The organism is Shewanella sp. cp20, from assembly GCF_000832025.1.
Lineage (GTDB): Bacteria > Pseudomonadota > Gammaproteobacteria > Enterobacterales > Shewanellaceae > Shewanella.
In genome coordinates, this window is record NZ_JPII01000046.1 from 188,454 (window position 1) to 211,794 (window position 23,341).

Below are 23,341 nucleotides of genomic sequence, written 5' to 3' on the forward strand. Positions count from 1 at the left end.
GGCTATCCACATATAGTGAATATGGGGCGCTCATCGAGGCCCCTGATGTTACCCAAGACCTTAGTCTTGTTATGGCAGTGCCTTTGGGCTGCCGGGTAATGTCACTAAAAGGTGCGGCGCAATTCATGTGAAATTAACGCGTGATTCATGGCCGGCCACTAACCACTATATTGCTTAATACAAGGATATACCTATGCGTAATTATGATTTGACCCCTCTATACCGTAGTGCCATTGGATTCGATCGTTTAGCCCAGCTTGCCGAGCATGCTGCATCGAACAAGGGTAATACAGGTTATCCCCCTTATAACATCGAGCTACTCAGCGAGAATCGCTATCGCATCACCATGGCGGTGGCCGGCTTTGCGATGAATGAATTAGACATTACCAGCGAAGGCGACAAGCTGGTCGTTAAAGGCACTAAGGCGGAGCAGGAGAGTGAGCGCAAATACCTGTACCAAGGGATTGCCGAGCGTGGTTTCGAGCGTACCTTCCAGCTGGCAGACTATGTCACTGTGATAGGTGCCGATCTCGAAAATGGCCTGCTCAATATCGATCTACAGCGCGAGATCCCCGAGGCGCTTAAGCCTCGTAAGATTGAGATCTCGAGCTCAAAGTTATTAGACGCCTAATAGGCCCTGGGATCATAGTTGTAAAAAGGGAGCCTAGGCTCCCTTTTTTGATGGCAAAATTCTCATTTTGGGGATTATTTAGGCTTAGCGATTAAGCCCGGTCAGAATTGCCTCGTTTAAGTATTCGCTAAAGTCATCGCCGTGGTTGGCGAGCATCTTAGGGAACATAGAAATTGGCGTCAGGCCAGGGAAGGTGTTGATCTCGTTGAGTAAGATCTCACCTTCTGGCGTGAGAAAGAAGTCGATGCGCGAAAGGTGTCTGAGCTTCATGCCATCGAAAACCTTCACCGCGTAGGCGCGGATCTGCTGGGCTATCTCATCACTCACCTCGGCGACGACCCGTGTAGTCGCCTTGCTGTCGGCGGCATACTTCTCGTCATAGGTGTAGAAGGTGCCACCGGCGCAGATCACCTCGCCAGGCAGGGTGGCAACAGTCTCACCACGATACTGATAGACGGCGACCTCCAGCTCCCGTGCCTCAATGGTTTTCTCGACCACGACATAGGGGGAGTAACGGAAGGCATCTTCCAGAATGGCTGGAATTTGGGCGGCGTCATCGACCCGATAACAGCCCACAGAGGAGCCCTGTGAGGCGGCCTTAACGAAAACAGAGCCCCATTTTTCCAGTGCATCTGCGGTTTGGGCGATCGCCTGCTCGTCCAGTTGATTCAGGAAGAGATAGGGAGTGTTAGGGATCCCTAGGGCGCTAAACCACATCTTGGCGGTGATCTTGTTAAAGCAGTTGCGCGAGCCCTCGGCGTCACAGCCGAAATAGGGCAGATTGATGAGTTCGAAATAAGATTGAATATCACCTGTCTCGCCTGGATAGCCGTGAATACAAGGGATCACATAATCTACTGGCCATGGCGAGAGGCGCTCATCTTCGAAACGGATCTCACGTCGATTGGTGAGTTCACAGGGCTCACCGGACTTGGTGTGATAATGACCCTCGGCGTCCAGCTCGACGCGCAGCACATTAATATGAGCAAGTTTTGCCAGCGAGGTCTCGAAGTAGTTGGCCGACAGCAGTGAAATGGCGTGTTCATCACCGCCGCCACCGCATACAAGTAAAAGATTGATCGGATTCATCGGGTCTCCGTTTTCGACTCAGTATCGTTTTCCATGCTCACTATGACGTGATGATTTATTTATGCAAGCCTTGGATGCACCATAAAGAAAGCTTAATGTCTGACCGGGCATTTTGTGGCCGAATTAGCCGCCAGGCAACACTCTATCTATGGTTCCAGGGCGCCTGGTAGAGCGCCTCATAATCCGCCTGCTGCAGCACAGTCACACCCACCGCCTCGAGAAACAGCGTCTGTCCCTGGCAGATGGGCTCACCGGCGTAGACATAATAGGCCTTGCGTCTGCGTTCGGGAAAGGCCTTGTAGAGCTTGGCGCGCTCGATGAGCAACCAGCGCAGAAAGATCTCATTGCTCTCTAGTCCTAAACCGATAAACACCAGCTCGTTATGCAGCAAGATGTTGAGCCAGGTGGTATTACCGCGCCAGTTTTCCTTGAGTGCCTGCTTAAAGCCGCCGCCCAGGTGACCCTGATGCAAGATCTCTCTGGCCCTGTCGACCGCGCCCATGTAATGGCTCAGTCCCAAGCGAACGCTACGGGCATACCTTTGCATGCCGTTGATATGCCAGATGGCAAACGCCTGCGTGGGTGAGTCGATGGGGGACTTGGCGAAATAGCTCGACCAGGGGTAGAAGTCGGTAAAATGCTTCGCCTGTAGGTGATGTAACTTTAGCGACTGGCTCGCGGCGAGTGTCTGTTCGAAGTTGGTGGTCAGTATCGGGGTCTGGGTCGCCTCCGCCCAGGCCACCAGATCTTGGTGCTGGCGCTGGGGTTGCCAGCTCGACATCAGCTCACAAAACTCTTTCTGTAGCTGTTTGTTGGGGCGCTCACTTATCAGATCCAGTGCATCATAAAACTCAGTGAGTGCTATGCCAGCAGGCACGCTTGCCACCTCATCGCCCCGATGGGCACGCCACAGGCTGATCAGCATCTCATCCCAGGCGTTGTTGCCTTGAGTTTGCCGTGGGCTGTCATCCTTGGCGCGATAACGATTGATGCCGTTGCCCAGCACTAAGGCCCTTGGATGCTCGCTTGGTGTCTGGTTGAGCAGGGTGTTGAGTGTGAGCGTCATGCCTGCCAAAGCCTCTGAGCCAGCCCCGAGGTCCTAAGCGTCGCCTGGCGACAGGCCGCTTCGAATACCGCCTGACTGCCCAGACAGGTGAAGTGCCCCTTGGCGCGGGTGATGGCAGTGTAGACCAACTCCTTGGTGAGCAGCTGGCGCTGGGCGACACTGGGTCTTGGCGGCAAGACTAAGGCGACCTGCTGAAATTCGCTGCCCTGACTCTTATGTACCGTCATGGCGTAACAGGTCTCGTGGCTAGGAAGCCGTGCGGGCAGTACCTTGAGCAGGCTGCCATCGGCCTGAACGAAATAGGCCATCAGGCGGCGGGTGGCGCCGCTACTTGGAAGGATCACCCCGATATCGCCGTTAAACAGCCCCAGGTTATAGTCGTTGCTCTGGATGATGATGGGACGTCCGGCGTAAAACTCGCTAGAGGGCTCGATGAGCCGAGCATCTTTTAGTGCCTGGGTGACGGCCGCATTGATCCCCTCTACACCATATTCGCCGGCGCGCATGGCGCAGAGGATACGGTAATCGTTGAAGCGAGCGATGATCTCGTTGGCTATCTCATCAAGCTCCTTACCATCGGCGCTATCTTCGCTAGCTAGCTGCTTTACCATGGCAAGATAAGGACTGTACTGCTCGACGCTCTGGCTCATTAACGCCGTGAGTCCTGTGTTGCCCTGAAGCGTTAGCTGATGCTCAAGCCAGCCTAGCTCGGCATACCCGCTCTGCCAGACGTTTAATATGCCTGCCAGGTCACGGCGGTTTACGGCGCTGGCCAACAGGCCGATACCGGCATCGCCTTTAAATCTGTGGCTGTGCATCAGCATGGCTAGGCTATCGCCCAGCGCCGGATGCGCATCTACGTAAGGGCTGAGATCTTCGCTAGTGAGTTTACTGAGCAGTGTGGCCTTCTCATGTGAGTAGCGCATGCGCCAGCCACTTTCCAGTGAGTCTGTCTGTTTTAGCCCGGCGCAGATATCCGCCAATACGGCGCCAGCCTCGACCGAGGCGAGTTGGTCCTGGTCACCCAGCAGGATCAGCCTGGCATGGTCGGGCAGCGCTGCTAACAGCTTGTGCATCATGGGCAGATCCACCATGGAGGCCTCATCTAGGATCAAAAGATCCAACCTAAGCGGGTTGTCCCTATGGTGCCTGAATTTGTGAGAGCCTGGGATCACCCCCAAGAGGCGGTGCAGGGTGGCGGCCTCTTCGGGTACCTGCTCTAGCTGTTTAAGATCTAGCGTGTTGTCATATTGGGCCAGCTCCTGGGCGAGTCTGGCCTTGGAGGCCTTGATCGATTCGCTCAGACGCGCGGCGGCCTTGCCCGTCGGCGCCACCAGCTTGATGGTGAGTTGCTGCTCCAGACAGAGCAGCAACAAGAGCTTAGTCACTGTGGTGGTCTTGCCTGTGCCTGGCCCACCGGTGATCACCGCCAGCTTCTGGCTAAAGGCGGTGGCGGTGGCGATCTTCTGCCAGTCGGGCTTCTCGGTTTGCGCGGCAAACAGGATGTTAAGTATGCTCGCGACCTTGTCCGGCGCCACGACAGTGAGCGGCTGATTGAGCTGTTTGAGACGCTCGGCCACTTGCGTTTCAAACTGGTAGTAACGCTGCAGGTAGAGCCTATCGCCATCTAAGATTAACGGGGTATCCAGCTTACCATCGGCAGGGCTAACGGCCTGATAGTTAATCAGGTGCTCGGCGAGCGCTTGTGGCGACAGGTCCAGCCGACATTGAGAAAGCTGCTCATGCAGCGGATTGTCTCTGTCTATCTGAGCTAGGGGAAGACAGGTGTGCTGCTGGGACAACTGGCGGCTGAGCAGGGCGCAGATCAGGGTAAAGAGATCGTCGCCATCGCCGTGCAGCGCCTGCATCTGCAGGGCAAAGTGGCGATCCAGTGGCGTGAGCAGTCCCTTCTGCTGCCAGAGTTTAAGGAGCTGGCTGAGTGGCTGTGCTAGCTGGATCATAGGTCTAGCTCTCCTTGTGCTGGGCTAGGCGGGGTGTCTGTCTGTGGACTCGCTTGTGGTTTCCCTGCTTCTTGTAAGCCTGCCTGCTGTGAATCGGCCTGTGATGCAGTCGGCGACTTTTGGCTGAGCAGGGTATCCAGCGCCTCAATCAGCGCAAAGGGTGGCTTGTCGTAATAGACGCCGGTCTGTGGCGACTGAGCCGACATGCCCCGCAGGAAGAGGTAGTAACAGCCGCCCACATGCTGCTCATACTGGTAGCCGGGCAGGCGCAGTTTGAGATAGCGATGTAGCGCCAGGCTATAGATGATGTATTGCAGATCGTAGTGATGTCCGACGATCGCCCGCGCCATGGCGGCGTTATCATAGTGACTCAGATGATCGCCCAGATGATTGGACTTATAGTCGGCGATATAGAACTTGCCTTGATATTCGAAGGTTAAGTCGATAAAGCCTTTGAGCATGCCTTGCAGGGTATCGAAGTTAAGCCCTGAACCGTAGCCGTATTGGCAGAGGAGCTGATTAAGCGCCGCGGCGTCGAGCTGGCCTATGGGCATATAAAACTCCATCTCCACCAGCTTTTGTGCCGGGCTGAGGCGTGCAAGGCGCAGCTGCTCGCCATCGAGCGGCGTATGCAGCAGATCCAGATACCAGTCATGGAGCATCGCTTGCCACTGTTCGCCAATGCCAAAGCGCTCCATCGCCTTGGGCAGTTCTTGGCGCAGTGTGGTGTCGGCGTCGGTGAAGTCTATCTGTTCCAGCACCCAGTGCAGGAAGCTACCTGCGTTGGCGCCGCGCTCGAAACTAAAGCGGGTCACTTGCTCGCTGTCTGTCACTAGCTGTTCTAACTCGGGAAAGGCCTCATCGCCCATGCCAGGACTTACCTGCTCGTGGGCCGAATGTTTCACCAGGCCTGAATAGCTGCCGACCCGCCAGGGGGTCTCGCGTCTGCGGGTAAGCGTTCGCGGTGCCAGGGTGAGTTCATGAGCGGTTTCAAGGGGCTCAAAGTCTCGCTTGGGCGCCGTGTTATGCACCAGGTCGACCGAAATATCTTCGCTGATGAGTTGCTCGGCGGCGGCCTGGATATCGGCAAACTCACAGGCCTTGGACTCTATCCCCAGCAGGTAGCCGATGGCGGTCTCGAACAACTGGCTGCTGATGCCATCACGCTTGGTGAAGCGTGAATGGTTGGCGATGTAGCAGTAACAGGCCAGCACCGGGCGGGTGAGTGCCACGTAGAGTAGGCGCAGGTCTTCGGCAAGATTCTCCGCCTTGTATTTGGCCCAGCCTTCATCTGTTTGGGTGATATCCCAAACCAGGGCATCTTGCTCATGATAGAGCATGGGCGCCGGCTTGCGGCGATTGTCCCGGGCCAGGCTGACAAAGGGCAGGAAACAGATGGGATATTCGAGTCCCTTACTCTTATGTATGGTGAGTATCTGCACCAGGTTCTGCTCGCTCTCCAGTCTCAGCTGCGACTCTTCGGTATTGCTTTGCTCGATCAACGTCTGTTGATACCAGTTGAGCAGGGCGCTGATGCCATCAAGTTCCATCGCCTTTTGTTGTAGCAGCTCGCCAAGGTGTCTGAAGTCGGTCAGGCGGCGCTGACCCTCTTCGCCCGCCAGTAGTCGCTCGATGAGGCGGGTATCGGCCGCAAGCGCCATCATGCAGGGCATGATCCCGCGTTTAAGCCAGGTCTGATGCAGGTTGTCGAAGGCCTCGAGCTGCTGCTGACGCACATCTTCATCCAGGTTAAAGCCATGTATCGCCTGGGCATCATAGCCCAGCAGGGCGGTGGCCATGGCGCCGCGCAGCGCGCGCTCATCCTTGGGATTGGCGATGGCCAGCAGCACCAGGGCGAGTTCCCTGGCCACGAGTGTGTCGAACACGCTGTCGCGGCTGAGAAACACGGCGCCGATATTGCGACTACTGAGCGCCGACTTGATATAGGCGGCCTCGTTGCGATCGCGCACCAACACGGCAATATCTTTCGCCTTGAGCGGCCTGTCCTTTATTAGGCACTCGCCGCGCTCAGCCTCGTTAAGTAGCCTGGCTATCTCGTTGGCGGCATCTTCTGCTAGCTGGCTGCGGGCGCTGGCTTTGTTCAGTCCGGTGTTGGGGTCTTCACTGAGCAGCTTGAGTCTTAGGGCGCTGCTTTGAGGAACCTGCTCAGTCAGGCGCTTCTCTGCCGCCATGGGCGAGGGCTTGATGTTCTCAAAGGGGATAGCCTGGCTGATGAAGGGGTCGTCGGTTCTTGAGAACAGCTGATTGACCGCCTCGACCATGGCTCGGCTCGAGCGGTAGTTGGTGTCAAGGCTGTAATGGTTTTCTGTCTGACCTCTGGCATGGATATAGGTATGAATATCGGCGCCGCGAAAGGCGTAGATCGCCTGTTTGGGGTCGCCAATCATCAAGAGGCCGAGGTCGTTATCCGCTAGGGTTGCGTCCCTCTGATAGATGCGACTGAAGATCTGATATTGCAGCGGATCCGTGTCCTGAAACTCATCGATCAGTGCGATGGGAAAACGTCTGGCAATGGCGCTCGCCAGGGCTCGTTCGTTGTCGCTCTCATCACTCAGGGCGTCAGCTAAGGCGATCAGCAGATCGTCTGGCGTGCGCAGATTCTTCAGCTGCTTCTGGGTCGCAAAGCGCGCCTTGATGCCATCGCGGGCGCCATAGAGAAAACTCGGGATCAGGGTCTCTATAGTCTGTGCGACGTGCTCAATATGGGCCAGCAGCGGGGCCTGCTCCGGGGTTGGGATCTCACCGCCCTTGTTGAGCTTAAGGCCACTTAGGGCCAGGGCGCCGAGGACCTTGTTATCGGGCAGGGACAGTGGCTGTGCCGCCCAGTTATCCATGGCGGCGAACAGGGTTTCCAGCTTGGGGTAGCCCTGATCTTTCTTACCAAAGCGGGTGCCGTTGAGCGGTAGCGCCTTGAGTAGCTCAATCGTCCCATCGCGTTCACGGGGCCAGATAAGCCGCAGTCTCGCCAGGCTGTGACTCAGGTGCTCAGATACCTTGGAAAAGGCTTCGGGGTGTGGTGAAACACTGGCCTGATTGGCGCCGAGCAGGGGCCTTAGCTGCTTGGTGAGGCCGTCGGGATCGCTAAACTTGTTGGCGATGATCTGTGCCAGATAGCCAGGTAGCGGATAGCAGGCCTCACGCCAGAAATCCCGCACCGCATGGTGCAGGTATTCGCTATCATCCAGGGTAAATTCAGATTCAAACAATAGCGACGATTCGAAGGCCATGTCGCTAAGAATGCGCTGACAGAAGCCATGAATGGTAAAAATTGCTGCCTCATCTAAGGATTTTAGCGCGAGATCGAATCGTTTCAGCGCCTGACTGCGCTGCTCGGCCCTGCCTCGTTGTAGAGGGTGTTAATCAGCGGATCGTCCACCTCCATGCCAAGAAAGGCGCGGTAGGCGAGCTGTATCTTCTTGCGGATACGATCCCTGAGTTCCTGAGTGGCCGCATTGGTAAAGGTCACCACCAGGATCTGCTCGCAGCTTAGGGGCGCGCGCTGGCTATCGCCCAGCAGCAGACGCACGTAGAGCCCGGCGATGGTGTAGGTCTTACCGGTACCTGCGCTGGCCTCGATGAGACGTGTGCCTGACAGGGGCAGGCTTAGGGGATCGAGTGTCTGTGTCGCCATCTTATTGGCCCTCCACGAAATCGGCCAGTTCGCTTAGCGGCGCCTTGTGATAGAGACTCAGCATGGGAGAGAGCAGGGCGGTTGCTATGGTGCCAAAACCTGCCTCGCTAAAGTCGCTAGGGAAAGTAAACAGCCGCTGGTAGTGGGCCTCCTGGCCTTCGCCCAGGTTAGACTGCTCATCCAGCCATTGTGGCTGGGCGGCGATTAGCTTGTCGCTATGCTCCCCTTCGGCCTCTACATAGGCTAAGGCGGTCCTAGGCATGAAGGGCAGGGGCTGGCACTGACCCTGATGGTAATGCTCGGCCCAGCGCGAGAGCTGATTGAGCGCCTGCTCGGGTGTTATCGGCGCAAAACCATGGAAATGGCCGATATCTAACAGGTAGCTGTGGCGCTGCCAGGGAGTGGCCTGATCCTTATCAGCAGCCGCATTGAGGCAGAGATGACGTAAGTAGACACGAATAAGATCTCGCGCGTTCGCCGTGCCCGGACGGTAGTTGACCAGCCCCTTGGCACTGATACCGTCTATTCTTCCCACCAGCGTCGTGGCGGCGCTATCACTCAACGTCAGGTCGATATCCTGAGTATGGCTGCTCTCCCCCTGTAGATAGAGGGTACGCCCCACCAAGGCGCGAATATCATGCTGATATTGGCTGAGTAGAATATCGTCGAAGGGGGCAAGTGGCAGCTGACCCGAGAGCCTCAGGCGCTGCAGCAGGTTATCCGATGGCCGCTCCTCGCCCGATTTAACCGCATCTTCAATCAGCAGCGATTGCAACTGATAGCGAGACAGGGCATTGAGGGCGAAGGGCTCATCATTTTCATCCATCTGTATGCTAAGACTAAGGTCCAGCTTGAGGGTGCGATTGAAAAAGTACTGCGCCGGGTTACGGAAGAAGCGGATCAACGCCGAGAGCTCCAGCGGCTCGTCCTTGTCTTCGTCGGCGATGAGGCTCAGTGGCTCAGTGATAAACTGGCCGGGCTGAGTATGGGGTGTGTCGTCTGCTTCAATCTCTTCCTTAGTATGAGTGGTTGGGCACCACTGCTCGCTATAGCTCTGGCGCAGTTGCTGAGCCCGAACATCACCATCCGGCGCCGCTTCTTGTGCCAGATAAAGGCGCTCGTCGAAGGGTTGTAGCGGCATAGTGACGATAAGCTGCGCTAAAATGGCCCGTTCGATTTGGGCGATATCCGCCGTGTCTGTGTCTCCATTGAGCATGTCTGCACAGGACGCCGGCAGGTAGCAGAGCTGGCAGTATTCGATAAGCTCAGAGACCAGCATAGAGGGGATGCGCTCGCTGTTATCCCGCTCGCTATGGCCGATATAGCTGATGTAGAGCTGCTCTCTGGCCGAGAGCAGCGCCTCTAGGAACAGGTATCTGTCGTCGAGTCGGCGGGAGCGGTCGCCCTTGCGGGGCCCATCCTGCGCCACCAAGTCGAAGCCCACGGGGTGCTGAACCCTGGGGTAGACACCATCATTCATGCCTAATAGGCAGACCACCTTGAAGGGGATGGAACGCATCGGCATCAGGGTACAGAAGTTGACGCTTCCCGCCAGATAACGCTGCCCCACCCGGGATTCGGTGAGGTGGCGGGTAAACCAATTTTGCATCACCTCGAGTTCGAGCTCGCTCTGGTACTCTGTGGCGGTCAGCTCATCACTCAGTCTCGTGATCGCCTGTAATAACTCCTGCTTCTGATTTAGCTCCTCCTCAATGCAGTCGTAGAAGGTTTCTACCAGTTTTTGCAGCTGAGCGATACGCACGCCGAGAGGGCAATGTGAATCGAGCTCCCGATTAAATTCATCGATCGCCTCGATAAAGTTGAGCAGCTTACCCAGGGCCTGGGCGGATTGTCCCTCGACGCCGGGCAGTGCCAGGTTGTCATGATAGATGGGGGCCTCATCGCTAAAGCTATAGCCTAAGATCAGTCGCTTGATGCCAAAGGCCCAGGAGTTATGCTCAAAGGCCGGCAGCTGCTGCGCCTGACGACTCTGCTCATCCCGGCCCCAGCGTACGCCTGCCTGTTCCAGCCAGCGGCGAATAAGCAGGAGGTCGTCATCATTCAACTCGAAGCGGCGCATCACTGCGGGCACCTCGAGTATGCCCAGAATATCGGTCAGGGCGAAGCGGCTCTTGTTGAGCCCAAGCAGGTGTAGGAAGCTGTTGATGAGCGGCGATTCCTGGGCCGCGCCCCGATCGGCGATGGCGTAGGGGATAAAATGATCGCCGCGTTTTGAGGCAAACACCGCATCTATGTAGGGTGCGTAGGCGGCGACATCTGGCATCATCACCACGATATCCTTGGGGGCGAGACCGTCTGATTGTGACAAGCGTTCCAGCAGGTGATCGTGCAGCGTCTCCAGCTCTCTTAGCGGACTGTGGCAGCTTCTTAGCGTCAGGGAATCATCGTCTCTCGCCAGTATTCGTCGTCCCTGGGTGGTGAGATAGAGCTCGGCGTCCGGCCCTAAGGTCTGGCCCCGGGTGCTCAGCTCGAGGATATCTTGCTGAACCCCTTGCAGCACAGTGTGACTGCCAGGGTCTTGGTAGCATTCGAAATTGAAGTTAGTGTCATTTTCCGGCAGCTCAAGGATAAGATCTAACAGCTCACGGCCCATCTTGCCGTTGTTAGCCAGCAGTGGATTGCCCACCTCGAGTTTACTCTCCCAGTCGATAGACAGTTGCTGCTTGCCGCCATATTGCAGCGCCATGCGCGCCCTGAGCTTAGGATCGACGATATCGCCCCAATAGTGTTGGCAGGGGCTGAGGTTGAGCATCACCACATCGATACGTTTGGCGAGGAAGTAGAGCACCTCAAGTGTCTGCGGCGCCATGGAGGAGATCCCAAAGGCAAACAGGCGTGTCGGTAGCTTGCTAAGATCGCACTGGGGATCGCTGAGGGCATCAAACAGCGCCTGGTGCAGGTTGGCCCTGTGATAACGGCTCTGGTTCAAAGTGTGATGATTGTAGTGGATCAAAGCGCGCCACAGCACGCTCTGCCATTGCTGCGACCCATCCAGTGGACGCTCCTTAGGCGGCAGACGATCTTCGCCCTGTTCCCAGGCCAAGATCCAGTCCGGACGATAGACCAGATATTGGTCGAAGATATCGGCTATCTGGCTGCAGAGCTGAAACAGTTTTAGTGAGTGCGGCGCCGCGCTGTCCTCGAGTATGGCATCGTCCTTGAGGTAGTGAGCTAAGGGAGCGAAAACCTCCTCAGATAGCAGGTCGGGCAGGAGTTCCATCAGCTTCCAGGTCATGGCCGGTTTGGTGAAGGCGTTCTCCTTGGGGACATCGGGCAGCAGCTGATGACACAGCTGCCAGATGAAGCTCGACGGCAGGGGGAATTCCAATGCGGCGGCGACGCTGTTTTGCTCGGCGATGGCGAGCCTCAGCCAGGTCGACATGCCGGGGCTCTGGACTAAGATCTGTTCGTTGCTCAGTGGTGACTGACCCGCCGGGGGCGTCTGCAGTTCGTTGGCTAGCAGCTGCGCCAAAGCCTCCATTCGATTCGATTGCACCAAATACAGCATGAGATCACTTATCCATTTCGTTGTTGTGTGGCTATTCTAGGGCATCTGGGTTATCCGGCCAATCCTCGCCGGGCGATATCGGTGTAATTCGATAGCCTCGCTCAGTTTATGCTTATTTTTCACAAATTTTCAATGGCTTTGCGAGAACTGGGCTCATGATTGTCTAAGCAAGTATTCAGAACCCTTGGTTTTCCTTGCGCAGGTTAAGCCTTGTTAGTCTTAGTCTTAGTCTTAGTCTTAGTCTTAGTCTTAGTCTTAGTCTTTAACTGGCCTCTAACGGGCCCTTAAGTTTCAGGATGGCTATGCGCAGCCGGCGTAAGTCCTGTTTAAGCTGACGCTTGAGCTGTTTGCTGGCCCTTGTTGAGGGCACGCGATATTTCAGCGTCATGTAATTTGTGGTGTAACGCCTCATGGGCTCGCTGAGCGCTGGCGCCGCGGTCAGCACCCGATTTTGATAAGCATCCACAGATTCGCCTTGGGCGCGGGGCAGACCGCGTTTGGCCAGCATGGTACAGATCTGCTCGAACCCGGCGACTACCGGGTCAGGATGGCGGCTAAAGCGCAGCAGGCCGACACTGTAGGCGATAAAGAGGGCGATAACGCTGAAGGAGGCGATGACAAAGATGGCTACCTTGGTGGCGTTGATCTCACCCAGGAGCTCTTTAAGCAATTGAGTTTGCCTGTCTTCGTCGAAACCCAGCACCCACTTGCTCCAGTAGTAATCTATGCTGGCCAGGGACATCCTTAAATTGTTGAGCAGAGGATACTGGCGCAGCCTCAGGCTGCTGAAGGGGTTATTGATAAGATAGCTCTGCTCGGGTGAGAACAGGGCATCGAATCCCGCCTCGACCCGTTCGGGGGCGATCATGGCTGTGGGATCGAAGCGGGTCCAGCCCTTACCTTCGAGCCAGACCTCGACCCAGGCGTGGGCCATATATTGATAGACGCTGAGGTAACCGCCAGCCTGGTTCCACTCGCCGCCCTGATAGCCCGTTACCATGCGCGCGGGCAGGCCTGATTGTCGGGCGAGGAATACCATGGCACTGGCATAGTGGGCGCAGAAACCGGCGCGGTTCTCAAACAGAAAGTCATCTATCTGCTGCGGGCCGACCCGAGGTGGTTCCAGGGTGTAGAAAAATGGCGCCTGATTAAAGAGTGTCATGATGGCGTTAAGGCGCGACTCGGGCGCGGGATACTTGTGTTTCAGCTTAAGCCCCAGCGCCCGTGACCTTGGATTTGACTCCTTAGGGAGTTGAAGATTGCGCTGCCTGAGTTCAGGCGAGAGTCGGCGATCGAGTTTCGCCTCTGGATAGGAGCTGACTCGATATTGATATTTCTGACTCAGGGGGGCCTTGGCATACAGACGGCCATCGGGTAGCTCAAGAATATCTCGGGTATTGGTGTAGGCGAGGTCCAGACCAAACAGCCAGTTTTGGTAACTCGGCTCGGCGATCACCTCGTAGTTTACCGGCGTACCTTCGGGATTGGGGCGAGCATTGGTCTTGACTCGTTGTCGTTGTAGCGTCTTAATCTGCGGATCTTGGGTCCAGGTTTTGCCGTCGTAGTGATCCAGCACCAGAGCGCGCCAATAGAGCTGACTGTTGGCGGGGCGGCGATTGTCGAAGGTGACGCGATAGGCCAGGGCGCTTGAGCGGGTCAGCTTGCCGATATCGCCAAAGGCGAGTTCGTCGCTCAGTCCCGTGGTGGCATTCTTGGGGTTGGGCACCAGCCAGAGCGGTGGCAATCTGGGCAGCACCATAAACAGGACTATGGCCAGAGGCAGGCTCTGCAGCATGAGCTTGGCCCCTAGCTTGGCGGTCCGCCGAATCGAACTGGCGTTTAGATAGAGGCTGACCAATACGCAGATGTTGATGGTGGCCACCAGAGTTAATTGCAGGGTGAACCAGAGGCTCTGTCTCTCGATGAGGGTAACGGCGATCAGGAAAAAGCCCACCAGCACCACGGCGCGGACGTCACGCCTGTCGCGCATCTCGATATATTTGAGGGCGTAACCCAAGATCAGCAGGTTGATCAAGCCGTTTAACAGGCCTATCTGCGCCGTGACTAAGGCCAGAGTGACGGCGGAGGCGATCGCCAGTGTGGTCACTAGGTATCTGGGGGGCTTAGCCACCTTACCGACAAAGATCCCCACCCGCCACAACAGGCAGATGGCGCAAATGGCCATGCTCCAGGGCGTCATCTTATCGTACAGGGGAGCCAATACGCTGAGGTTGACCAGCAGCAGCCAGAGCAGGCTCTGACGGCCTATGTTCTCACTCTTGCTATCGGCCATGGCTGGCCTCCAGATGGTCAGGATAGACGGCGAGGGTGCTGAGCACCAAGTGTCTATGTTGCTCGCCGCTGCCAGGCATCAGTGTCTTGCCCGGCAGCTTTAGACCAAAGATCTGTCCCTTGGCCGAGAGCCTATCTGCCGCCCAGGTCAGCAGGCTCACTTGCTCCTCTAAAGGCGCATTAGTGTCTAAGGTCAACCATTGGGGCGCGCTCTGGGGCTGCTCAAACTCTTTGGTGAGCATGCCGCGTCCCTGTGCCAGCTGCTTCCAGGCGATCTGATTGAGCGACTCACCGGTGACGAAGGGTTTAAGGCCGTGAAACTCCTCGACGCCGACGACGCGCTTGCCCCTCTCTTTTGCTTGATGATCATCGCCTTGCTGTTCGGCGCTTAGTTCATACTGGCCCGGTTTAGGCTGTGCAAACGCTATCTGAGCGTTGGCGAGATCCACATGGGACCAGGCGCGGCACAGCCCCAGCGGATAGCGGCTCTCTACCCTGAGGCGGCCGGGCGCTACCCATCCTCGTCGGCTGTTACTCAGGGGGAGCAGGGCCTCCTGGGGCTTATCGTCGATTCGGTTTAGGGTCTGTACTCGCTGTTTTTCATAGCTAAGCTCCACCTGATGTTGCACCTGCTTGGCATGGAGGATGACGCCATAGAGCAGGGTCTCGCCCGCGTAGGCTTCGGGTCCTGTCTTGGATTCGAGTGTCATGCCAGCCAGGTTGCGATAGCTGTAGATGATGCAGGTGTTGAAGAGGCTAAGCAGTAAGATAGAGAGTCCGATCACCAAATTATTCTGGTAGTTGGTGCCAAAGAGAAACAGCAAGACCACGAACAGCAGCCAGAAGAGGCCAAAACCCGTGGGCAGGATAAAGATACTTCGGTGGGCCAGGGTCACCTTATTGCTGGCGGGCAGGCGTCTGGCGATCCAGGCCTGCCACCATTGGCTGAGTCGGTTTTGCTTTACCTTAGTATTCGCCATGGCTTATATCATATGGGCTTATAAGATGGGGTTAGTGCTCGCGAGCAGACGCTGAGAGAGGGCCTCGCCCTGCTGCTGGCTGGTATGTCTTAGTCTGTGTTCGGCCACGGCGGCAAATACCGCCTGTACATCGTCGGGAACCAGATAATTACGTCCCTGAATGAAGGCCCAGGCCTTGGCGGCACTGAGTAGCGCCTTGCTTGCCCTAGGGGAAAGTCCGTAACCTTCGTTGAGCTGGCGTGAACCCTTCACCAGCGCCAGGATATAGTTGAGCAGCGCCTCGGAGGCCTTGACCTTACTCACCTGAGATTGCAGCTCAATGAGGGTGAGAGGATCGATACAGGCGGGCAGGTGCTGTAACTGGGGCGAGATATCTTCTCCCTTTAGCATGGCCATCTCGGCGGCCTCGTCAGGATAGCCGATGGAGATCCGCATCATGAAACGGTCGAGCTGGGATTCCGGCAGGGGAAAGGTACCCGACTGTTCGCTGGGGTTCTGGGTGGCGATGACGAAGAAGGGGCTCGGCAGGGCATGGGTCACGCCATCGACCGAGATCTGTTGTTCAGCCATGGCTTCCAGTAGCGCGCTCTGGGTCTTGGGGCTGGCACGGTTGATCTCATCGGCCAGGATCATCTGTTTAAAGATGGGACCAGGATGGAACACAAATTGGGATTGTTCCTTATCGAAGATGGAGACGCCGAGAATATCCGCCGGCAGCATGTCGCTGGTAAATTGGATGCGTTGATGGCTTAGCCCCAGGCTTTGTGCCATCCCCTGAGAGAGGCTAGTCTTGCCCATGCCCGGCAGATCTTCGATCAGCAGGTGTCCCTTGGCGAGGATACAGGTAAGGGCCAGCTTGATCTGATGGGGCTTGCCCAGCAACACACGTTGCAGCTGGTTTAAGATCGCCGTGATGCTTGAATGAGACATGGAACTCCTTATTGCGAGCACTCGGTAGTCAAAATAAATCCTGATGATGACCTTTAACTATGAGGCAGAAGTCTATGATTGGCCAGCTTTTTTAGTCGAATTATCGAGTGAAATTTCAAGGGGATATTTGCCAGATTTTTGACATGGCCTCTAAGCTCGCCACGATTGGCGAGGCTGGTTGTATGCACGATGCCGGCGCCATCCTCTTGACGGGGCAATCGTTTGATAAAGAGGCTTACAGGAGCCCTAATATTTAAAGGCCAACTCCTGGGCGGAAAAGAGGGCGACGGGCTTTTGCTGTCTCGCCTGGTAGATGGCGCGATAACTCAGCACCGCCTGCACATACTCGCGGGTCTCGGTAAAGGGGATCGACTCGATAAAGGCAAAGACATCCAGCTTGCCCTGGCTGCGTTCCAGCCAACGCGTGACCCTGTGGGGGCCGGCATTATAGGCGGCGGTGGCCAGCACTCGGTTACCATCGAATCTGTCGAGCAGTGACTTATAGTAACGGCTGCCAAGGCCGGTATTGAGCGAGACATCATAAAGGCTCTTGCTGCCGCGGTACTTGATGCCATGTTTGCGCGCCGTCTCTTTTGCCGTGGCAGGCATCAACTGCATCAGGCCGCGGGCACCCACGCCTGAGGTGGCGTAGGGATAAAAGGCAGATTCTCTGCGGGCGATGGCGCGGATCTCATCGATATCGACCCCGGCATTTTTGCTGGCGGCCTTGAAGGCCTCGTCGGCGGCATAGGGAAAGCGCAGCGTCATGTCGTTCCACAGCTGCCCCTGTATGCTGGCCTGTACTGTTAGGTCGTGCCACTGGTTGCGGCTCGCCAGCAGGGCATACTGCGCCTGTTTCTGCTGCGGGTGGCGCCCAAGTAGCAATACCCATTCGGCGCGGGCATCAATTTTTTTATCCAGTGCCAGTAGCTGCTCAACCCGGGCAAGCCCGAGATCCTGCGCGAGCAGGGGCGTGAGCTTGTCGTCGAGCTGAGTGTCGAACTGTGCCAAGTTGATGGTGGTCGAAACCAGATCGGCGGCGGTAAAGCCATAGAAGTTTCGCTGCTTACTCAGGGCGGGCAGGGCTGTATCGGCCACCTTAGTACCTGTCTCCGTCTGGCGCCTCGCTATCCAATACTGCCAGCGGGCTTTCTGGCGTTTGGATTCACTTAATAGCGGCAGATATTTGTCCAGACTCTTATTGTCGGCCTCTCTTATCGCCCAGCGCAGGCGTAGCGCCTTAAGATCGTCGCTGTCTGTCTTAGGCAGGCGGTTATCGACGAAGGCTTTGAGCTCTGTCTCCTGGGCAATCAAGGCGCGTTTCATCAGGTAGCGCGCCAGTTTTTGTGCTTGATAGTCGCTGAATCTGTGGGCCTTCTCATATTTTTGAAACAGGCTGACCGCCTTGATGAGATCTTTTCGGGCCAGGCGCCTGAGACCCGCATCGACGATATCGCCATAGATGGCGGCCTTCACCTTAAAGCGTTTGGTGTGTCTCAGGGTGCGGGGGTCTTGATAGACGGCAAGGAGCTGTTTGGCCTCTTTCTGATGAGCCGTCACCTTACTGGCCAGATATTTGAGCAGACTATATTCGCTTCCGTTGAAAGCCATTAGCATGCGCGACCAGAGCAGCGATTGACTGCGGTGTCCGGCTTTCTCCCAAGCGGTAAACAGAGGATCGCACTCCTTGGGGCGCGAATGTCCGTGAAGCCAGAGCTTCTTGGCGCCTTCGAAGGCCTTGGCCTTGTCGCCTTGGCTTAGCTGGGCACGGTAGTAATAGCATTGCAGGCTGATGCTGCGGGGCTCTTCTGGGCTGATGGTGAGAAAGTCTTGCCAACGCTTTGTTTTACCGGCGCTTTCAAGATAGCGGTGGCGAGCACTATTATAGAGCGGTGTGCCATTGAATCGCACCATCGCCTTACGCGCATCCTTGCCTGGCGCAGCGAGTATGTTATTTATTTCCGCGTGGTAGTCGAGATAGGGGGTGAGCGGGTAGCCATTGAGCTGGGTTCTCAGGGTCTGATAGCGTTCCAGTTTGCCATCATCCAGCGCCTCTCTGGCGTCAAGGTAGCGCTGCTGATTCTGGGTTAGGCTAGCCGCCGACAGCGTCATGGGGATGAGCGCACCTAAGCCTATGAGGAGATAACGTTTAGCCTGAAAAAGTGTGCCTAACCGCTTTGGCATTGTCTTCCTATCCTTGTCTACTGCTTTGCTCGATTCGCTCTGTGACGCATCTGTATTTGCTGGAGTGTAACGGTTGATCAATTCAGTTTTATGTCATGCTCCATATGTTCACTGAGCGCCTGATCGAGTAACTGACTATCCAGCTGCTTATTGGTCGTGACACCCATCTGTTGCATCTGATGGGCCTGGCGGATCAAGTTCCCTTTACCTGTGCTTAGCTTACCCATGGCCGCCTGATAGTGTCTGTCCAGAGATTCCACCGCGCGACCTATCTTCTCCATATCCTCGAGGTAACCACATAGCTTGTCGTAAATCTTGCCCGCCTGCTTGGCGATGAGCTGGGCGTTTTGGTTTTGATATTCATAGCGCCAGATGTTGTTAATGGTTCGCAGTGCCACCAGCAAGTTAGTCGGGCTCACCAGCATGATGTTGTTTTCCAGCGCATAGTTGATCAGGCTAGGTTCATGCTCGAGCGCCAACAGGAACGCGGGCTCCAATGGAATAAACATTAGCACATAATCCAGGCTTGTTAAGCCGTGAAGCGCCTGATAATCCTTTTGACTGAGGCCCTTGATGTGATTGCGGATCGATAGACAATGCTCCTTGATGGCGGCCGCCTTGACACTGTCATCATCGCTGTTGAAGTAACGCTCGTAGGCCACCAGGGACATCTTGGCGTCGATCACCACATCTTTGTTTTCCGGCAGATGAACGATCACATCTGGCTTGAAGCGTTTACCATTGTCGTGTTTGAGATCTTGCTGGGTCTCATACTCGTGACCCTCTCTCAGGCCGCTCTCTTGCAGTACGCGCTCCAGAATCACTTCGCCCCAGTTACCTTGCTGCTTGTTATCGCCCTTGAGCGCCTTGGTGAGGTTGATAGCGTCCTGACTCATTTGTAGGTTTAACGCCTTGAGTGACTCCAGCTGATGCTTAAGGGCGCTGCGCTCATTCTGCTCGACAGTATAAGATTCCTGAACCTGCTTTCTAAAACCTTCAAGCTGTTGTTTAAAGGGAGAAAGCACGTTAGAGAGCTGTTGTTCGCTCTCATGTTGTAAACGCTGCGCCTTAGCATCAAAAATTTTGTTGGCGAGATTTTCGAACTGTTGGGTCAGGCGCGACTCTGATTCGTGCAGATGTTTAATCTTGTCTTCCAGTGCCTGTTGCTCGGTCTCAAACTTGACCGTCAGCGTCTGCTGAATGGCGTTGGACTTGGACAGGGCCAGTTGGGTCTCCATCTGTTTGCGCTGGCTCTGCTGCAGTTGTTGCTCGAGATCGTCGGCGCGCTGGGCCTGGGCCTGGCTCATGCCGAGCAGATTAATCTGATGTTCAAGCTTCTGGTTGAGCTGGGCGACATCGCTGCGCTTCTCTTCCAGCGATGCTTCCAGCAGTGCGATGGCGGTGCTGTGCTCCTGGACTAGTTCCTCTCTTACCCTCTGCCATTTGCTGCGGGTGAGGCGCTGGTTGAGTAGGGCACCGATCAGCAGTGCTAACATGGCCACCGCGGCTAAGACGATGATTTGTGGGAGAGATAGAGGAAGTTGTGTCAACATAGTCGATACCCGTTATAAGCTTGGCGTTAAGCCTCTCATGAGGCCAATGCAGGTTCAAGGGGGGATAGGGCAAATGACGAACACTTGTTCGTTAAATATTATTTAGGTGAAATTTTTTAAGGGTTTTGACTATCTAATTAAGCATGGGCTGAAACGCAAGGTATATAAGGTGGTAGCAGATATGGCGAAGGGCATCATAGGAACGGGAAGAAAAGCTTGGCAGGAGAAGAGTGCACATGTCACGCCAGAGGCGGTATTTAACGATAGACGCAATATCGTCAAGGCACTCGGTCTGGGTGCGCTGGGAGCCAGCATTCCCGGACAGGTGCAGGCGGGACTGTTTGACCTGTTTGGTCAATCTGAGCCCCACGCTCCCTTTGTGACCCATCCGCTGGCATTTAGTCGCAACAATGCCTTTGGTCAGCAGGAGATCTTAACGCCTGAAAAGAAGGTGACGACCCACAACAACTACTACGAGTTTGGTACCAGCAAGACAGATCCTGTCGAGAATGCCCAAGGCTTCAAGGTTGATCCCTGGGTGCTGCGGGTCGAGGGCATGGTAGACAAGCCGCTCACACTGGATCTGGACGACTTGACTAAGTTGCTGCCACTGGAAGAGCGCATCTATCGCCTTCGCTGTGTCGAGGCCTGGTCTATGGTGATCCCTTGGGTGGGTTTTCCGTTAAAAGCCCTGCTAGCCAAGGCAGGGGTTAAGGCTGGTGCGACCCATGTGGCCTTTGAGACCCTGTTCGACCCCGACCAGATGCCGGGGCAGAAGAGCCGACTGATGGGAGGCGGTATTCATTATCCCTATGTGGAAGGGCTGCGACTGGATGAGGCTACCAATGAACTGGCCTTCATGGCCGTTGGTCTCTACGGCAAGACGCTGCCGCCGCAAAACGGTGCGCCTATCCGCTTGGTGGTGCCTTGGAAGTATGGCTTCAAGAGCATCAAGTCTGTGGTCAGGATCCGGGTGATGGACAAGCAGCCACCCACTAGCTGGAACCAACTGGCACCCCACGAATATGGTTTCTATGCCAATGTGAACCCTAAGGTTGATCACCCTAGGTGGTCTCAGGCGACAGAGCGGCGCATAGGTGAGGGCGGGATCTTCTCGGCGCAGCGCATCGCGACCTTGCCCTTTAACGGCTATGGCGAGCAGGTAGCCCATCTCTACAAGGGAATGGATCTGCGTCAGTACTATTAGATTCATTTGAATACAAGCGAGCCATAAAGAGGAGAAGTCTTTGTTTCGATTGCAAGCCAGGCATCTGTTGCCGCTCAAGCTAGTGTTTCATCTTATCGCCCTCGTTCCCCTCGGGGTGTTGGTGTGGCGAGTGCTAACCGAACAGCTTGGGGGCGATCCGGTGCAGTACATCATTCACTATACCGGGATGGGGGCGATCAATTCCCTGATCGCCGTGCTACTCATCTCGCCGGTGGCAAAGTATTTTAAGCTCGGGCTCTTGATGCAAACCCGCCGCTTAGTGGGCTTGTATGTGTTTGCCTATGCCAGTTTACACATCTTGGCTTTCTTGAGCCTCGACCTGCTGTTTGCCTGGCAACTGCTGCTAAGTGAGATCGTTAAACGTCCCTATATTATGGTGGGCGCGACGGCCTATCTCATCTTGTTGCTGCTGGCGATCACCTCGTTTGCCAGGGTTAGACGTGCCATGGGGCGGCGCTGGCAGCAGTTGCATAACTGGGTCTATCTGGTGGCCTTACTGGCACCGATCCATTTTTATTGGTCGGTTAAATCTGAGGTGATCGAGCCGAGCCTTTATCTGATTGGCTTGATCTGTTTGTTATTGATCAGAGTTAATTTTAAGCAGTTGCAGCGGCGTTTTTCACTGAGGACGAGCTAGGGTTATACCAATCGTAATAAATAATTGATCATTCTAACTGGTTAAAACGCTCGATAACTGCATTAATATTTTTAATTGTAGAATAACTACTTATCTAAAAATCTTGCTTTGTTCTCAAGCGTTTTTCCTGCGCTATTTCTGATCAAATACTTACTACTGTGATTGGTATTAATCGATCTCACTCTTGTCCACCTGCTGGGCAATCGTCTCGCTAAAGCGGTGGCTGTTACCACTGATCTTTTTGGCTTGATACATGTTGTCGTCGGCAATTTTGATGAGGTTGAGGCGGGTTAGCTCATCGCCCGGATACATGGCAACGCCTATGCTGACGGTGAGTGATACCGAGGTGCGACCACAGACGATAGGGGGCGAGACCTGAGCGATGATCTTGTCTATCACTATCGAGACTTCGGTGATGTCGTTGATGGGCTCGAGCCAGACCACGAATTCATCGCCTCCCAGGCGACCGCAGATATCGGAGCTGCGCACGGCGCTCTGTATTCGCCTCGCCGCCGTCGACAGTACCTTGTCGCCGTTATCATGGCCCAGGCTGTCGTTAACCTGTTTAAATTTATCCAGATCGATGAATAACATGGCGGCGTGCATCTGAGTGCGCTGGCAGCGGGCGATGGCCGTGTCTATCTGCCGCTCGAAGGCGCTGCGAGAGTAGAGGCCGGTCAGATCGTCGTGTTCCGCGACATATTTTAGCTTCTGGGTCTGACGCTTGAGCTGTTTGGTCTGCGATTGAACCTCGCTCTGCAGCGCCTCCTTGCGTATTGTGGTCTCTTTGAGTTTCTGGGTCATGGCGTTAAATTTCTGCGCGAGTATGGCGAGCTCGTTGTGATGAACAACTTCAATATTGCTGTCTAGATCGCCCTGGCTGAGCCGTTTGATCCCCTGTTTCATCGGATGCAGGCTCTCTCTGAAGGCCTTGAGGGTCGAGATGGTAAACAGCAGTGAGATGATGGAGCCCGCCAGCAGGAACAAGATAGTTGAGGAGAGGATCTGTGATTGCTGCTCGGCTAAGCTGTCGATCACCTGGCGCTGCAGACTGGTGAGATCTTCACTCATGGACTGTATCGTGATGTTAAATCGGGTGGTTAACATGCCTCGGGCAGAAGTGATGCCACGCTGTGGAGTCGAACTCATATGCTGCTGGGTGAGTTCGAGCAGCGCCGCGAGGCTATCCGCCTGACGATTTAAGTTGGTGGTCAATATCTTAGTGGATGGCGCGAGAAACTGGGCCTTGGCAAGTTTTTGTTTAAGCTCTTGATGGGCATTGAGCGTCTGGATCAATACTTCCGGGTCTTGAAACTCCTGCAAGGCCCAAAGCCGACTCCTGAGTATATCTATGTTGCTTTCCAGTTCCATGATGCTGGACAGTTGCCTCAGGTTATCCTGCTGTATGTGTTTCAGGCCGGCAAAGGTCAATAATATGGTGGTCGTCAGGAACAGACTGATAAAAAGCAGCAACTTCAAGCGAGTATTGATCATCATTTGCTGTTAACGTCCTAGGGTCTGTTTATCTTTCAGGTTTAATTTTTGTTCGATCTAAACGCGTTTTGCTCAAGGCGCATGCTGTGCGGCATAGTTATTCTATGTAAATAGC

General features: G+C 55.4%; 13 protein-coding genes and 1 pseudogene. 3 read left to right on the plus strand and 11 right to left on the minus strand.

Translation table 11 applies throughout. From position 1 onward, the window contains the following. Positions 1–193 precede the first annotated feature (193 nt). Positions 194–631 carry an Hsp20 family protein gene (locus tag DB48_RS15375; RefSeq protein ID WP_041511094.1) on the plus strand — a complete coding sequence of 146 codons (438 nt, stop codon included), beginning with the start codon at positions 194–196 and terminating at the stop codon, positions 629–631. 84 nt (positions 632–715) lie between these two features. Here the strand turns inward: DB48_RS15375 and DB48_RS15380 are convergent, their stop codons facing one another. The 10 genes and pseudogenes from DB48_RS15380 to rmuC all read right to left on the minus strand — a co-directional run bounded on the left by DB48_RS15380 (position 716) and on the right by rmuC (position 19,867). Next, entirely contained in the window at positions 716–1,720 is a 1,005-nt protein-coding gene (locus DB48_RS15380) for a D-alanine--D-alanine ligase (RefSeq protein WP_041511095.1), read from the minus strand. Between the two features lie 142 nt (positions 1,721–1,862). Further along, the gene (locus DB48_RS15385; protein ID WP_041511096.1) at positions 1,863–2,786 is read right to left on the minus strand and encodes a hypothetical protein; all 924 of its coding nucleotides are present in this window, start codon (positions 2,784–2,786) and stop codon (positions 1,863–1,865) included. Beyond that, entirely contained in the window at positions 2,783–4,747 is a 1,965-nt protein-coding gene (recD, locus tag DB48_RS15390; RefSeq protein WP_041511097.1) for an exodeoxyribonuclease V subunit alpha, read from the minus strand. The genes DB48_RS15385 and recD overlap by 4 nt, the downstream gene beginning before the upstream one ends. Continuing rightward, positions 4,744–8,399, minus strand: a pseudogene (gene recB, locus DB48_RS15395) (exodeoxyribonuclease V subunit beta). Before recB ends, recD begins: the two are co-directional and overlap by 4 nt. 1 nt (position 8,400) lies before the next feature. After that, on the minus strand, positions 8,401–11,928 hold the full coding sequence (gene recC, locus DB48_RS15400) for an exodeoxyribonuclease V subunit gamma (RefSeq protein WP_041511098.1): 3,528 nt from the start codon (positions 11,926–11,928) through the stop codon (positions 8,401–8,403). Positions 11,929–12,190: 262 nt separating this feature from the next. Next, the gene (locus DB48_RS15405; protein ID WP_041511099.1) at positions 12,191–14,221 is read right to left on the minus strand and encodes a transglutaminase family protein; all 2,031 of its coding nucleotides are present in this window, start codon (positions 14,219–14,221) and stop codon (positions 12,191–12,193) included. Further along, the gene (locus DB48_RS15410) at positions 14,211–15,200 is read right to left on the minus strand and encodes a DUF58 domain-containing protein (RefSeq protein WP_041511100.1); all 990 of its coding nucleotides are present in this window, start codon (positions 15,198–15,200) and stop codon (positions 14,211–14,213) included. Before DB48_RS15410 ends, DB48_RS15405 begins: the two co-directional genes overlap by 11 nt. 18 nt (positions 15,201–15,218) lie before the next feature. After that, positions 15,219–16,130: an AAA family ATPase gene (locus DB48_RS15415; protein WP_041511101.1), complete on the minus strand. Its 912-nt coding sequence runs from the start codon at positions 16,128–16,130 to the stop codon at positions 15,219–15,221. A gap of 246 nt (positions 16,131–16,376) precedes the next feature. Then, positions 16,377–18,314 carry a transglycosylase SLT domain-containing protein gene (locus DB48_RS15420; RefSeq protein WP_041511102.1) on the minus strand — a complete coding sequence of 646 codons (1,938 nt, stop codon included), beginning with the start codon at positions 18,312–18,314 and terminating at the stop codon, positions 16,377–16,379. 77 nt (positions 18,315–18,391) lie between these two features. After that, positions 18,392–19,867, minus strand: coding sequence for a DNA recombination protein RmuC (gene rmuC / locus DB48_RS15425; protein WP_041511103.1), 1,476 nt, complete (start codon positions 19,865–19,867; stop codon positions 18,392–18,394). 181 nt (positions 19,868–20,048) lie between these two features. Here rmuC and msrP point away from each other — a divergent pair, with 181 nt between their 5' ends. Together msrP and msrQ are read left to right on the plus strand one after the other, a co-directional pair. After that, complete coding sequence (gene msrP, locus DB48_RS15430; RefSeq protein ID WP_041511126.1) at positions 20,049–21,074, plus strand: protein-methionine-sulfoxide reductase catalytic subunit MsrP; 1,026 nt, start codon at positions 20,049–20,051, stop codon at positions 21,072–21,074. 40 nt (positions 21,075–21,114) lie between these two features. Then, positions 21,115–21,732 carry a protein-methionine-sulfoxide reductase heme-binding subunit MsrQ gene (gene msrQ, locus DB48_RS15435; RefSeq protein ID WP_041511104.1) on the plus strand — a complete coding sequence of 206 codons (618 nt, stop codon included), beginning with the start codon at positions 21,115–21,117 and terminating at the stop codon, positions 21,730–21,732. Between the two features lie 168 nt (positions 21,733–21,900). On the opposite strand, the gene DB48_RS15440 is transcribed toward msrQ, so the two are convergent. Then, complete coding sequence (locus DB48_RS15440; RefSeq protein ID WP_052813816.1) at positions 21,901–23,229, minus strand: GGDEF domain-containing protein; 1,329 nt, start codon at positions 23,227–23,229, stop codon at positions 21,901–21,903. Between the last annotated feature and the right edge of the window lie 112 nt (positions 23,230–23,341).

Excerpts from the sequence above, each read along its gene's own strand:
- DB48_RS15375 (WP_041511094.1), top strand. The coding sequence starts at position 194 with ATGCGTAATTATGATTTGACCCCTCTATACCGTAGTGCCATTGGATTC.
- DB48_RS15380 (WP_041511095.1), bottom strand. The coding sequence starts at position 1,720 with ATGAATCCGATCAATCTTTTACTTGTATGCGGTGGCGGCGGTGATGAA.
- DB48_RS15385 (WP_041511096.1), bottom strand. The coding sequence starts at position 2,786 with ATGACGCTCACACTCAACACCCTGCTCAACCAGACACCAAGCGAGCAT.
- recD (WP_041511097.1), bottom strand. The coding sequence starts at position 4,747 with ATGATCCAGCTAGCACAGCCACTCAGCCAGCTCCTTAAACTCTGGCAG.
- recC (WP_041511098.1), bottom strand. The coding sequence starts at position 11,928 with ATGCTGTATTTGGTGCAATCGAATCGAATGGAGGCTTTGGCGCAGCTG.
- DB48_RS15405 (WP_041511099.1), bottom strand. The coding sequence starts at position 14,221 with ATGGCCGATAGCAAGAGTGAGAACATAGGCCGTCAGAGCCTGCTCTGG.
- DB48_RS15410 (WP_041511100.1), bottom strand. The coding sequence starts at position 15,200 with ATGGCGAATACTAAGGTAAAGCAAAACCGACTCAGCCAATGGTGGCAG.
- DB48_RS15415 (WP_041511101.1), bottom strand. The coding sequence starts at position 16,130 with ATGTCTCATTCAAGCATCACGGCGATCTTAAACCAGCTGCAACGTGTG.
- DB48_RS15420 (WP_041511102.1), bottom strand. The coding sequence starts at position 18,314 with ATGCCAAAGCGGTTAGGCACACTTTTTCAGGCTAAACGTTATCTCCTC.
- rmuC (WP_041511103.1), bottom strand. The coding sequence starts at position 19,867 with ATGTTGACACAACTTCCTCTATCTCTCCCACAAATCATCGTCTTAGCC.
- msrP (WP_041511126.1), top strand. The coding sequence starts at position 20,049 with ATGGCGAAGGGCATCATAGGAACGGGAAGAAAAGCTTGGCAGGAGAAG.
- DB48_RS15440 (WP_052813816.1), bottom strand. The coding sequence starts at position 23,229 with ATGATGATCAATACTCGCTTGAAGTTGCTGCTTTTTATCAGTCTGTTC.